Here is a 13,121-nt window from a genome sequence, read left to right on the forward strand (position 1 = left end):
CGATTATTTCTTGGTCGCCTGCTTAAGTTCTGCAACAAAATCACGCAGTGCTTCGAGTAAGCGTTGTGGATCCTGCGAGTGCTGTTCAATGATTTTTACAGTGGCTGAGCCTGCGATGGCGCCTGCAGCGCCAGAGTCTATCGCTGCCTTCACTTGTTCCGGTTGAGAAATACCAAACCCTTGAATAGCTGGCGGTGCGCCATATTGCGTTAATTTATCAACTAAATGGGCTAACGAAGTGGTTGCCCGATTTTCTGCCCCTGTCACGCCTGCACGTGAAAGGAGATAGGTATAACCTTTTCCCCATTGGCCTATCGCTTCAATAAGCGCATCGTCAGCGTTAGGTGGACAGATAAAAATAGGGGCAATACCATGTCGTGAAGCAGCCTGACGGAAGGGGAGCGACTCTTCAATGGGAACATCGGCGATTAATACTGAATCAACACCGGCTTGTGCACAGCGTTGGTAAAATTCATCAATCCCCTGACTGAAGACTAAATTAGCGTACATCAGTAAACCGATGGGTAGTTGCGGATATTTTTCACGAACTTGACGCAGAATATCAAAACATTTTTGTGCGGTGATACCCCCTGCAAATGCACGTAGCGTGGCAGCTTGGATAGTTGGGCCATCTGCTAGGGGGTCAGAAAAAGGAATCCCTAATTCAAGGGCATCTGCACCACCTTCGACTAATGCATCGATAATCTGTAACGAGAGCTCAGGCGTGGGATCGCCTAATGTCACAAACGGGACGAACGCGCCCTGTTGTTGTTCCGCCAGACGGGAAAAGAGGGTTGCATAACGGTCCATTAGATTTCTCCCCGCTGTTGTAAAATATCATACACAGTAAAAATATCTTTATCACCGCGCCCAGATAAATTAACCACTAAGAGTTGCTCTTTTTCGGGGTCTGATTGGGCGAGCTTTATTGCATGAGCGAGCGCGTGCGAGGATTCTAAGGCTGGAATAATCCCCTCCGCTTTACAAAGTGCTTTGAACGCTTCTAGGGCTTCATCATCTGTAATTGAAACGTAATCCGCACGACCGATGCTATTTAAATAAGCATGTTGGGGACCGACTGAAGGGAAATCGAGCCCTGCAGAAATGGAGTAGGATTCTTCAATCTGTCCTTCTAATGTCTGCATCATCGGTGCTTTCATACCAAAATAGATCCCGGTGCGGCCATGTTTTAGTGGTGCACCGTGCTCGCCGCTTTCAATACCGTGTCCGGCCGGCTCGACACCAATTAGTTGAACGTCAGGGGTGTCAATAAAGTCGGCAAACATACCAATCGCGTTCGATCCGCCACCCACACAAGCAATGATCGCATCCGGAAGTCGTCCCTCTTGCTCTAGGATTTGCTGGCGGGTCTCTTCACCAATCATTCGCTGAAACTCTCGGACGATGGTCGGGAATGGGTGAGGGCCTGCTGCCGTACCGAGCATATAGTGCGCGGTTTCATAGCTGCCTGACCAGTCACGAAGAGCCTCATTACATGCATCTTTTAAGGTTGAAGAGCCACTGTGAACCGGGATAACTTCTGCCCCCATTAGCCGCATACGAAAAACGTTAGGGGACTGGCGCTCAACGTCTTTTGCACCCATGTAAATACGACACTTCATCCCCAACAATGCACAGGCTAATGCAGATGCCACACCGTGTTGTCCGGCACCCGTCTCGGCGATAATTTCATTTTTCCCCATACGTTTAGCGAGGAGTGCTTGGCCTAATACTTGATTGGTTTTGTGAGCACCGCCATGCAACAGGTCTTCACGTTTTAGATAAAGACGTGTTTTAGTTCCTTTTGTCAAATTCTGACAAAGGGTCAGGGCCGTTGGACGCCCCGCGTAATCTTTGAGCAACTGGGTAAATTGTTGTTGAAACGCCGGGTCGCGCTGTGCGCTGACAAAAGCTTCTTCGAGTTGTGCTAATGCGGGCATTAATATTTGTGGAACATATTGTCCACCGAATTCACCAAAATAAGGATTTAATAATGTCATTGTCAGTATCCAATTATTGTTGACTAGCGTGCGTTGCGTAGGTGTTGATGATGGAAAAGACCTGATTCAGCTTTTGTTTATCCTTTTCGCCAGGTGAGGATTCGATAGCAGAATTAAGATCAACGCCAGCACAGCCGAGGGTTAATGCTTGCATAATATTCTCTTCACCGATTCCACCTGCAAGAATAACGTTATCAAGCGACTGGTTAGCCAGTAGTTTCCAATCAAAAGATTGACCACTGCCACCATGGCCATTATCAAAAATATAACGGTCTATGCCAATCCACCCTCGATCGGGAAGATGCCCATCAATTTTAAAGGCTTTCCAGATTTGGCAATCAGCCGGTAATAAGTCGCGTAAACGGCGGACATAAGATGGGTCTTCGCTACCGTGTAATTGAACGGCTGAAAGACCGAGGGTTTCAACTTTTATCGCAATATCGCCCACTTCTACATCGCGGAAAACCCCAACATAACGTAGGGGAGCACTGTCTATGATTGCCTTAGCTTGTTGTTCGGTCACATATCGAGGTGAGCTTTCAACAAAAATTAAGCCGCCGTAGAGTGCGCCCGCTTGGTAAGCAGCTTGTGCATCCTGCGCGCGCGTTAGTCCACAGACTTTATTTTCCCCCGATAAGAGGCGTTTTACGGCAAAACGGAGGTCATCTTCCGACATCAATGAGGAGCCGACAAGAAATCCTTGTGCGTAGTGATTCAACGCTTTAATTTGCGCGTAATGCTGGATCCCTGACTCACTGATCACAACTGTTGTGGCAGGAAGTTGTGGGGCAAGTAAACGCGTTTTAGAGGTGTCTACGGAGAGGTCTCGTAAGTCGCGGTTATTGATACCGACAACCTCCGCATTGAGTGCAATAGCTCTCTCCAACTCCTCTTGGTTACTCACTTCCGTCAAAATACCCATTTTTAACGTGTTAGCCACGTCAGCGAGTTGTCGATATTGCTCATCGTCTAACACTGAGAGCATTAACAGAATGGCATCCGCTTGATAAAAGCGTGCTAACCAAATTTGATAGGGGTCAATAATAAAATCTTTACACAGCACGGGTTGATGGACAGCCTGACGTACGATGGGAAGAAAAGCAAAATCGCCTTGAAAATATTTCTCATCGGTAAGGACTGAAATCGCCGAAGCATAGTCACGATATACGGTCGCAATGGCCTGTGGATCGAAAATATCGCGAATCAATCCTTTAGAGGGTGAGGCTTTTTTACACTCTAAAATGAAAGCAGGGTTGTGCTGACGCAGTGCCGCGATGAATGAACGATCACTAGGGACAACCTCGGCTTGAAACGAAGCTAATGGTTGAGTGGCTTTCCGTGCGTCAATCCAAACTTTTTTATCATCAACAATTTTTTGAAGTACGGTACCCTGCATATTATCCTCTTGCGGCTAAAGCTGTAACACATTGATAGGCAGCACCACTACGCAATACTGCTAACGCTTTGGCAGCATTATCACGTAAATTTTCTTGTCCAAACAGTTTCATCAGCATGGCAACATTAATCGCGATAGCATGCTCGTGCGCCTCTTTACCTTTACCCTGAAGTAATTGCTGTAAAATGTCACGATTTTCTTCAGGAGAGCCCCCACGAAGACTGTCCACCGGATGAGTGGTCAGCCCGAAATCTTCTGGACTAATCTGGTAGCGTGTAATTTCGTTATCTCTCAACTCGGCCACTTCAGTCGGACTATGGATTGCGATTTCATCCATCCCCCCGCCATGAACGACGGCGGCACGTTGATAGCCCAAGACGCGCAGTGTTTCGGCTATAGGTTGAACCAATTCCGGACTATAAACGCCGATCAAGGCTAACGGTGGACGCGCCGGGTTGATCAGTGGCCCTAAAACATTGAATAGCGTCCGAGTCCCCAATTGCTTGCGTACCGGCATAGCATGGCGAAAACCGCTGTGATAGTGCGGGGCGAAGAGAAAACAGACATTAAGATCATCCAGTGCTTTACGAGCCTCCACCGCAGGCATATCTAAATTGATACCAAAAGCGGCTAAAAGATCTGAGGAACCTGATTTGCTTGAGACACTACGGTTACCGTGTTTTGCCACTTTATAGCCGCAAGCTGCTGCGACAAAGGCACTGGCAGTAGAAATATTAATACTATTAGAACCATCTCCCCCGGTACCCACGATATCGGCAAATAAGGTTTCAGGGCGTGGGAAAGGGAGGGCATGGTTAAGAAACGCCGTTGCTGCGCCGGCAATTTCTTGCGGTGACTCACCTCGTACTTTCATGGCAATTAGCAAACCGGCTAAACTTACGGGATCAATTTCGCCTTTTACGACAGCTGAGAAAAGTTGTTCACTTTCTTGCTGATTCAACGGTTTGCCTTGGTATAGACGTTCAAGGAGCATTTTCATAGTCATCCCTTAAGGTTGTAACGCCCAAGCGAGCGTTTGTTCCAATAGTTTCGCGCCATGCGTGGTGAGAATAGATTCGGGATGAAATTGAAATCCACAAACTCGGTCGTGATCCTGTCTGACCGCCATCACCATGTCATTGAACGTAGCATTTACCGTTAATGTCGAGGGGATATTACTTCCCACTAGCGAGTGGTAGCGAGCAACAGGTAGCGGACAAGGTAATTGCTCGAACATCCCGAGATGATCATGAACAATCTCTGAGGCTTTACCGTGCAAAATTTCCCCAGCTTGACCTACCGTCCCCCCATAACTTTCCACGATTGCTTGGTGCCCTAAACAAATCCCAATAATCGGTACCTTCCCGCGTAACTGACGAATTAACTCAGGCATACAACCGGCATCACTTGGGGCACCTGGTCCAGGGGATAGCAGAATCACCGGCTGTTGTAGGGTATCGACTGTCGCAACCAGCTGTTCAACGGGGACATTATTTCTAAAAATAATGACTCGATGTCCAAATGTTCTTAGTTGATCGACCAAGTTGTAGGTAAATGAATCAAAATTATCAACTAATAAAATATCAGCCATTAGAAGATCTCCTGGCAATGGTGGGCAGTGGCGATAGCTCTCAGTACAGCACGTGCTTTGTTACGGCTTTCATCGGCTTCAGATTGCGGGTCAGAGTCAAGCACTACCCCTGCGCCGGCTTGTACAGTAGCAATACCCTTTTCGACATAAGCAGAGCGGATTACGATACAGGTATCAAAGTCACCGGATCCGGTAAAATAACCCACTGCACCGCCGTAGCTACCACGGCGAGTTTTTTCATGTTCTGCAATAAGCTGCATTGCACGGACTTTCGGCGCACCGCTTAATGTACCCATATTCATACAGGCGCGATAAGCATGTAGAACATCTAAATCGTCACGTAAACGCCCGACAACGCGTGAAACCAAGTGCATGACGAAGGTGTAACGGTCAACTTTAGTCAGGTCTGCGACATAGCGGCTGCCTGGCGTGCAAATTCGAGCGAGATCATTACGTGCTAAGTCGACTAACATAAGATGTTCGGACATCTCTTTTTCATCGCTACGCATATCCAATTCAATACGGCTATCTAAATCCAAATTCAATGATCCATCGGCATGTCGTCCGCGCGGTCGCGTACCAGCAATCGGATAGATTTCGATTTGACGGGTCTGCGCGTCATATTTTAGTGAGCTTTCTGGGGATGCCCCAAACAAGCTGAAATCTTGGTCTTGTAAAAAAAACATATAAGGACTTGGATTGCTTTTTTTCAATACATCGTAAGCGGCAAGCGGTGATGGACAAGGAAGTGAAAAGCGACGCGATGGAACCACTTGGAATATTTCACCTTGGCGGATAGCAACTTGTAATTTTTTGACAATATTGCAGTAAGTCTCATCATCCTGAGTGCAGGTTAATTGCATGTCTGGAACCGCTAAAACCGACAATTTGCTGGGTGTTATCAGCATCTGTTGATGTAACTGATGCAGTCTTGCTTGTAAGCGTTGAAATTCTTCGCTGTTATCGGTAAATAGGCTCGCTTGCAGTCGTGCTTGTTGTGTTTGATGATCAAGCACTAACAGCGTTTCAGCCAGATAAAAACAGTAGTCGGGACACGCTTGATCTTGCTCGAGTGGGGGTAACGATTCAAATCCAGCGACTAAGTCATAAGCAAAAAGCCCCCCTAAAAAAAGCGCGTGTCGTTGTTGGTCGCTGTCAGAAATGAGTGTGGGGATAAGGCGTAGCACATCAAATACTGACGAAGAGGTTAATCGACTGTCCTCATCTTGCATTTCTGAGGGAGAGGTGAAAACGATTTCTAGGCGATTGGCTGAGGCTTTCACTTCTGCTTCGTGAGGAAGGTTTTCGCATAGCAAAGGCAATACGCTTTGACCGTTATCGCTCATTGCCTGAACAGTTACGGTATTGCCCAGTGCACTAATACGCAGGGCGCTATCTACGATCATCAAACTTTGTAAGTCATCTTTACTGCTAACATCCGCAGATTCTAATAACAGTGTAGCAGGTCGCGTACCACATAATTGGTTGAAGAGGGCGGTTGGATCGGCGGAATAAGGCGTTTCAACGGTGATGAGTTTCAGTTTGCTGAGTGTCATTTTTATTCTCTATTATTCTTCCAATAAAAAACCCGCCTAGTGGGCGGGCTTAGAAATCTGCATAGCGGTTATTTTAGCTGGATGCATGACAACGTCGCCCGATTATGGGAGAGTGACGCGCCACCACTGTAAATGCTTAAAAGTATTAACCAACATGAGATTGTGTCCTATCAGAAATCTTGTGTACTAGTTAACTAGTTCATGGCGGAATTGTCAACACTCAAAATGAACTAAAAGTGATTTATGAGTGGGGTGAATGTTGAACACGTCAGAGAGAATATATTTTGACCGAAATTGTACGAGCGAATATTTATGATTTACATACTCATACCCAAGCCTCAGATGGCCTCTTAAGCGCGCAGGAGCTAGTATTGCGAGCCAGTGCACGTGGTGTCACGGTATTAGCCATTACCGATCACGATACCACGGCTGCACTTGAAGAGGCCCAGACCGCAATTACTGCACATAATCTCGACCTAACATTGATTTCGGGCGTTGAGATTTCTACGTTGTGGGAAAATCATGAAATTCACATTGTTGGCTTGGGGTTTGACCCACGTCATCCGGCCATGGTGACATTATTGCAAGAACAGGTCCAACGGCGTGATGCGCGAGCAGAAATGATTGCTGAGCGTCTGGCTAAAGCTGGCATTGACGGTGCATTAATCGGTGCAAAAGAAGAAGCGGGAGACGGGCAAATTACCCGCGCACATTTCGCACGTTATTTAATCCGACTGGGTAAAGCGGAAACCATGGCGCAGGTCTTTAAGAACTACCTTGCGCGTGGCAAAACAGGTTATGTACCTGCCCAATGGTGTAGCATTCTTGCCGCGGTACAGGCGATTCACCAAGCCGGCGGTATCGCCGTAGTAGCTCATCCCGCGCGGTATCAATTATCAACGAAATGGTTAAAAAGATTGTTGGCTTACTTTGCAGAGATTGGTGGCGATGCAATGGAGGTGGCACAGTGTCAACAGGCTCCGAATGAGCGTCAACAATTGGCTCAGTATGCGCTAGACTATGCTTTATCAGCGTCATTAGGGTCTGATTTTCACCAGCCCTGTGCTTGGATAGAGTTAGGCCGTAAATTATGGCTACCGAAAGATGTTATTCCCGTGTGGGAAAAATTCCCCGCTTTAGCTGCCCCGATGAGAGGGTAGGAGAAAACAATGAGTCAATTATTTTATATTCATCCAGAAAATCCCCAGCCGCGCTTAGTGAAACAAGCGGTGGATCTTATTAATAAAGGGTCTGTGATTGTCTTTCCGACCGACTCTGGCTATGCCATCGGTTGTAAGTTGGAAGATAAAGCTGCGATGGAGCGTATTATCCGCTTGAGACAGCTAGATGGACGGCATCATTTTACATTGATGTGTCGTGATTTATCGGAATTATCAACTTATGCACAAGTCGATAATATTGCGTTTCGACTTCTCAAAAACAACACACCCGGAAGTTACACTTTTTTATTAAAAGCGACCAAAGAAGTGCCACGTCGTTTAATGAACGAAAAACGCAAAACCATAGGACTACGGGTAACCTCACATCCAGTTGCCCAAGCCTTATTGGATGCGTTGGGTGAGCCATTAATGTCTACGACGTTAATTCTCCCAGGCAATGATTTTGCAGAGTCTGATCCAGAAGAAATCCAGGATAACTTAGGTCATCATGTCGACTTAATCTTAAATGGTGGCACTATCGGCCAGCACCCCACAACGGTGATTGATTTATCTGAGGGAACGCCAACTGTCGTGCGCCAAGGCGCAGGCGATATACGTCCTTTTGAATAGGATAATGGGCAAGAGTTATTGCCCATTATCTTGGTGTGATGATTGGTCAAGACGGATACAAGGTAAGGCTTTGTTTAACGGTTATTCACGCCAATGTTCGATCAACTATTACCGCTCTTATCGGCCAAGTCGTGTTCTATGCGAACATTATCGAGTATTGAGTAACGCAGGCCGACTTATCTAAAAATATCTTGCTATCCTTTCACGCGCAGTATTCTTTTTTAGGGGACAATGCTGCCGACTCTGCGTAGAGAAGGGATGGCATCATCCTCGACACTGCCCTTGCGGCATTGTTCGATTATTAATCGATAAGCGCCCCTTCATCGTCAATTCATAAAAGGCGTTACATCCGATTAGCCATCCTGTATAATGGCAGTGTAAAATAACTTAAGTTATTGATTTTAAATGAATTAATTAACTGATGCCTGGGAAGGCGACAGCGGGGCAGTGTATGAGTGAGAAGTTACAAAAAGTATTAGCACGGGCTGGGCATGGGTCACGTCGTGAAATTGAAGCGATGATAGCCGCCGGGCGCGTCAGTGTTGATGGGAAGATTGCGACCCTTGGCGATAGGGTTGAACCCTCAAATGCATTAAAAATTCGTATCGATGGTCGTCAGGTTGCGGTGATTGCAACTGAAAGTGAAGTATGTCGAGTATTAGCCTATTACAAACCAGAGGGTGAATTGTGTACGCGCAATGATCCTGAGGGGCGTCCTACGGTCTTTGATCGACTCCCTAAACTGCACGGTGCCCGCTGGATAGCGGTTGGCCGTCTTGACGTGAATACTTGTGGTTTACTGTTATTCACTACCGATGGTGAGCTTGCAAATCGCTTAATGCATCCTAGTCGTGAAGTAGAACGTGAGTACGCGGTCCGTGTTTTCGGCCAAGTGGATGACGATAAAATTCGTCAACTCAGTCTTGGGGTCCAACTGGAAGACGGTCCTGCAGCATTTAAAACGCTGAAGTTTGGCGGGGGCGAAGGGATTAACCAGTGGTATAATGTGACGCTAACCGAAGGGCGAAATCGTGAAGTACGTCGTTTGTGGGAAGCGGTAGGCGTACAGGTTAGCCGCTTGATGCGTGTGCGTTATGGCGACATCCACTTACCAAAAGGATTACCACGTGGCGGGTATACGGAGATGGATCTTAGTGCCGTTAACTATCTGCGCGAGCTGGTGGGAATGAGCGAAGAAACCGTGTCAAAACTCCCGGTTGAGAAAGATCGCCGTCGCACTAAAGCGAACCAGATTCGCCGTGCAGTGAAGCGCCATAATCAAATTTCAGGCCAAACACGCCGACAAGGTGCACGCGGCGAGACGGCCACCAAGAGCAGTTCATCTTCTGCTGCGGTAAAGTCAAAGCCAAGACCAAGTTCAAAGCGTCAGCTTACTAAGTAATCAATAGGCCCAATAGGGCCTATTTTATGCTTAACGTGTAATCTCTTTACTGCATTATTGTTGTTTATAGTGAAGAATAGCCAATGTTGATCAAGGTTTTTGCTTTTCTATTCCTCGCTATTTAACGCACTGCTTACTGCCATCATACCGCTCCATTAGTGTATAGGGTATGTATAATTAAAAATTCCTTTTAATTTATACGTATTCAGCAAAGCGATCGTATTTAGTAATCACTAAGCGCTGCTTCTGGAAATATAGTTTTCCAATTTCATTTTATCATTAAATGATCTGGCGAGATTTTTTGCTTTTCACTATTAATATTTAAAAATGATCTTATCATGATAAAACTATATGTTTAGAATCAGGGCCAAACCGTGCGGCAGCACATAAGCGTTAGCTCAGAGAAATAGGTAAGTTGATAGTAAAATCATTAATGTTATGAAATCAAATTAATAAAGAAAGAGGCTATCCTTCGGACAACTATCTGATATTTAGTTGGATGTGATCTGATTAATAATGACACCCTTAACGTTATTTTTTTCAAAAAAATATTGGAGGCAGTTCATCTGAATAAAGTCACCATAGCTTTTTGTGTTAGTGCAATACTGGACTGTGTTTTCACTTGATTTTTTCGGGAATATTGATGAGATTTTTTCTAATGAAGCGCTTAGTAAAGGAACACCCTTAATCGTAACGTTCAAATCACCGTTGTAAAAAGAACAGTTTTTTTGCGGCTCTGCCTTGCTGATTGTAATCGATGTTAAATCTCCTTGTCCCATCTCATTATCAGAGATAAACCAGTAATTGACACCTTTAGATGCAAGACACAGCCATGATGCTTGGTTGCCTTGATTAACCTTTCCGCCAGCAGTTTTTGCTATGTCTGTAAGGCTGCTAAATTCCATCGTATAGACATTATCGCCGACAATGACATCCGGCACTAAGCTTTTGTTGGTGTCGTAGTTAGGGGGGGATAAATCGTCGTGGTAGTAGTTGGCTCCAAAACCTTCCATTTGCGTTGCCATGGCAACAGAAGATGTTATGGAAAGAGCTAGAATAAGATATTTCATTCCACCTTTAACTCCCTGTCACCGCTAGCCCAAATACTCTTTCTGACATTGATAGGGGCGATAATGCAGCCTTCTGATGAATCCAGCGGATATTTTTTGCTTGCGCCATGAATACGGACAGCTGAACGTCCACACATAGCGCTACTCAGATTAGGGATAAGGTTAAGCGTGTATTTACCCGTATGGGCTGAGTTATGAGGCGCTCCGATTGTATAAGTGCCTCTGGGGAGGGGACCCTTACCACTTACACATTCCTTAGAGCTATCATTCTTATAATCTGTGGCACCTGCGTAATCTGCTGTGTATTTTTCGCCATTACGGGTGAAGGTATGTGTTGCTACATCGTATTTCCACGCCATTATGCAACCCGTCCTTTCCATGAATCAGAGTGAATAATATTACCATCTAGGTAATACCATGTGATTTTTTCATAAGCTAAATCTACGTATTCAAGGTGGTCGTGTCTTTCCCATTGAGGATTTTTTATGTCCATCATAAACGGCTCAATTTCTGTTACCTTCACGTTCTCCAGTATAGTTCTGAAATATTCCTCTTCTTGTCCGTAATCGTTGATTCGGTAGAATTTGAATACGGCCTTTTTAAGGGTTTGACCAGAAGAGAGCGCTTTATATAGATAAGAAGATGAACTATCGACGGTTTTCATAAATGCATATGAGCTATGTAAGCGTTTTGCTGTAGCTTTTCCCGTCAGGGGATCGGTAGGTTGTTCTACCGAGTGCATCAGTTCGCTTACCTCGATGCTTCCTTCTCTGCCACTCACATCAACATTACCTCTTATTAGAGATCCACCATCATCTTCGAGCCATAAATAAACCGGGACAGCCATTCGACAAACTCCTTTGTCTCGATAAACGGGGAAATTATCTTCCTAATTGCCTTTATAGGTGAAATATAAATCAATGTTTGATTGATAAAAGTCAAATAAATGCTGCAAGAATGTGTAAAAAACAATAAATGGGTCAGCGGACCGTGTGAAATTCCGCAACTCATCAATTAATATAAAAGATCGATAACTTAATATCGTTATTTTTTGATGATTGAAATCTGGTTATCGAACGATATTTTAATTTATCTAATAAATTGATAATAATTTATTGATAGCTTTACTCTCATTTGTTTTGTATTGATAGATTTAAATGATATGACGAATACCAACAATAATTAAGTTCTACTGATTGATTAGAAGATAAATCCCGAGCTAAAGATGAGGATGCTCAGATCGGCGGGAACAAATCTGACTCAATCCTTAAGGAATAGATGAAAGGGCATAACGACTTATCGCTGGCGATATCGCTGATTTTTCTTTCAGGCTGCCAACAACTCATTGATGGCGTGAATAACGTTAATGGAGCAATCAGCTCTTCATTATCAGGTTTGCAAGGGCTACGAAGAAAATGCAATGGTACAAGGATTATTGATGTTACTTCAGAAGCATATTTATATGGCCTGATTTTTGGTCATGGGCGACTTCGAGTCGTTTTTAGTGAACAAGGGTGAACTTGAGAAGTGGATAACCAATTGATAGAAAGCAAAAAACCAGACGTCAGTTGACATCTGGTTTCTTTAATTTGGCTCCTCTGACTGGACTCGAACTTCATCTGTATCTCCTGTTGTTAGTGGCATTGAAATAATGGTGTGATTTTTTTACCATCATATTTACCAATATTTTTAATCTTGTATCGACAAATATCAATTATATTCAATGGGTTATGACAAAATGCTTTGCTGAAATTCACTGGACGATCTTCATGTCTGGACTGATTGTTCCGCTGCTTTTCCCTGATCCATTCAATAGATTACCGCCATCAAATCCGATATGTTTACTCATAACATATCAAAGGGATAAGTAAAGCCAGAAGGATAGATACCTCATGACCAACGCGGAGATCGCCTGCGCTGTTAATGAGTGGTTCAACATTGAAAATTACAGTGTGCTTAAGGATTTGACAGTAGAACAACTTTTTCAAGAGATTGAAAACCCCTACCTCATAGGGAAGGCTCGCACTATCTGAAGGAAGCCGAGGTAAACAACGAAGGGCTGATGCTGGTTCAAATTAATCTGGTAGAAACATCACCCGAAGAAATCATCAATCATCTGAAAGTCATGGCTCCTGAGTGGAAACAGCAGCTACAGGCTCCTTAGCCTCCAGCCAGAGATTTTCGCTTTGGGGTCAGCAACCTCAAGAGAATACTCGATTACAACATCATTCCCATCATGGATTTGCTGTTCTGGGCGCAGTATGAAGAGGTCAGGATTGGTATGCTGCAACTGACCAGCTTTTTATACCCTGATGG

At 44.9% G+C, this 13,121-nt stretch carries 11 protein-coding genes, 2 pseudogenes and 1 other annotated feature; of the genes and pseudogenes, 5 read left to right on the forward strand and 8 right to left on the reverse strand.

Annotated features, from left to right (window positions below):
* Positions 1 to 3 precede the first annotated feature (3 nt).
* From trpA to HGT73_RS02925, 5 genes and pseudogenes are all read right to left on the reverse strand, one after another.
* Positions 4 to 810, reverse strand: a complete 807-nt coding sequence (gene trpA / locus HGT73_RS02900; RefSeq protein ID WP_214212177.1) for a tryptophan synthase subunit alpha — start codon at positions 808 to 810, stop codon at positions 4 to 6.
* Positions 810 to 2,000, reverse strand: coding sequence for a tryptophan synthase subunit beta (trpB, locus tag HGT73_RS02905; protein WP_214212178.1), 1,191 nt, complete (start codon positions 1,998 to 2,000; stop codon positions 810 to 812). Before trpB ends, trpA begins: the two co-directional genes overlap by 1 nt.
* A 13-nt stretch (positions 2,001 to 2,013) precedes the next feature.
* Positions 2,014 to 3,396 carry a bifunctional indole-3-glycerol-phosphate synthase TrpC/phosphoribosylanthranilate isomerase TrpF gene (gene trpCF / locus HGT73_RS02910; protein ID WP_214212179.1) on the reverse strand — a complete coding sequence of 461 codons (1,383 nt, stop codon included), beginning with the start codon at positions 3,394 to 3,396 and terminating at the stop codon, positions 2,014 to 2,016.
* Position 3,397: 1 nt separating this feature from the next.
* Positions 3,398 to 4,987, reverse strand: a pseudogene (gene trpD, locus HGT73_RS14750) (bifunctional anthranilate synthase glutamate amidotransferase component TrpG/anthranilate phosphoribosyltransferase TrpD).
* Complete coding sequence (locus HGT73_RS02925; RefSeq protein ID WP_214212182.1) at positions 4,987 to 6,543, reverse strand: anthranilate synthase component 1; 1,557 nt, start codon at positions 6,541 to 6,543, stop codon at positions 4,987 to 4,989. The pseudogene trpD and the gene HGT73_RS02925 overlap by 1 nt, the downstream one beginning before the upstream one ends.
* A gap of 22 nt (positions 6,544 to 6,565) precedes the next feature.
* Positions 6,566 to 6,675: a sequence feature (Trp leader region), on the reverse strand.
* Positions 6,676 to 6,827: 152 nt separating this feature from the next.
* Between HGT73_RS02925 and rnm the strand changes: the two genes are divergently transcribed.
* The 3 genes from rnm (at position 6,828) to rluB (ending at position 9,735) form a co-directional block, all read left to right on the forward strand.
* Complete coding sequence (gene rnm / locus HGT73_RS02930) at positions 6,828 to 7,703, forward strand: RNase RNM (RefSeq protein WP_214212183.1); 876 nt, start codon at positions 6,828 to 6,830, stop codon at positions 7,701 to 7,703.
* Positions 7,704 to 7,712: 9 nt separating this feature from the next.
* A complete protein-coding gene (locus HGT73_RS02935; RefSeq protein WP_214212184.1) occupies positions 7,713 to 8,333 on the forward strand; it encodes an L-threonylcarbamoyladenylate synthase in 621 nt (206 codons plus the stop codon).
* Between the two features lie 451 nt (positions 8,334 to 8,784).
* Positions 8,785 to 9,735 carry a 23S rRNA pseudouridine(2605) synthase RluB gene (rluB, locus tag HGT73_RS02940; RefSeq protein WP_214212185.1) on the forward strand — a complete coding sequence of 317 codons (951 nt, stop codon included), beginning with the start codon at positions 8,785 to 8,787 and terminating at the stop codon, positions 9,733 to 9,735.
* A 491-nt stretch (positions 9,736 to 10,226) separates the two neighbouring features.
* Here the strand turns inward: rluB and HGT73_RS02945 are convergent, their stop codons facing one another.
* Genes HGT73_RS02945 through tssD form a run of 3 tightly spaced genes read right to left on the reverse strand, consistent with a single transcriptional unit; the run spans position 10,227 to position 11,652 of the window.
* Positions 10,227 to 10,805 (reverse strand): hypothetical protein, encoded by a 579-nt coding sequence (locus HGT73_RS02945; RefSeq protein ID WP_214212186.1) that lies wholly within the window; start codon positions 10,803 to 10,805, stop codon positions 10,227 to 10,229.
* The gene (locus HGT73_RS02950) at positions 10,802 to 11,164 is read right to left on the reverse strand and encodes a tlde1 domain-containing protein (protein WP_214212187.1); all 363 of its coding nucleotides are present in this window, start codon (positions 11,162 to 11,164) and stop codon (positions 10,802 to 10,804) included. The genes HGT73_RS02945 and HGT73_RS02950 overlap by 4 nt, the downstream gene beginning before the upstream one ends.
* Positions 11,164 to 11,652 carry a type VI secretion system tube protein TssD gene (gene tssD / locus HGT73_RS02955; RefSeq protein ID WP_214212188.1) on the reverse strand — a complete coding sequence of 163 codons (489 nt, stop codon included), beginning with the start codon at positions 11,650 to 11,652 and terminating at the stop codon, positions 11,164 to 11,166. The genes HGT73_RS02950 and tssD overlap by 1 nt, the downstream gene beginning before the upstream one ends.
* A 431-nt stretch (positions 11,653 to 12,083) precedes the next feature.
* Here tssD and HGT73_RS02960 point away from each other — a divergent pair, with 431 nt between their 5' ends.
* Positions 12,084 to 12,323 carry a hypothetical protein gene (locus tag HGT73_RS02960; RefSeq protein ID WP_214212519.1) on the forward strand — a complete coding sequence of 80 codons (240 nt, stop codon included), beginning with the start codon at positions 12,084 to 12,086 and terminating at the stop codon, positions 12,321 to 12,323.
* Between the two features lie 374 nt (positions 12,324 to 12,697).
* Positions 12,698 to 13,119, forward strand: a pseudogene (locus HGT73_RS02965) (DUF6387 family protein); the annotation flags it as partial.
* Positions 13,120 to 13,121: the final 2 nt, after the last annotated feature.

Source organism: Rosenbergiella australiborealis, from assembly GCF_018494035.1.
In the GTDB taxonomy this organism is placed as follows: domain Bacteria; phylum Pseudomonadota; class Gammaproteobacteria; order Enterobacterales; family Enterobacteriaceae; genus Rosenbergiella; species Rosenbergiella australiborealis.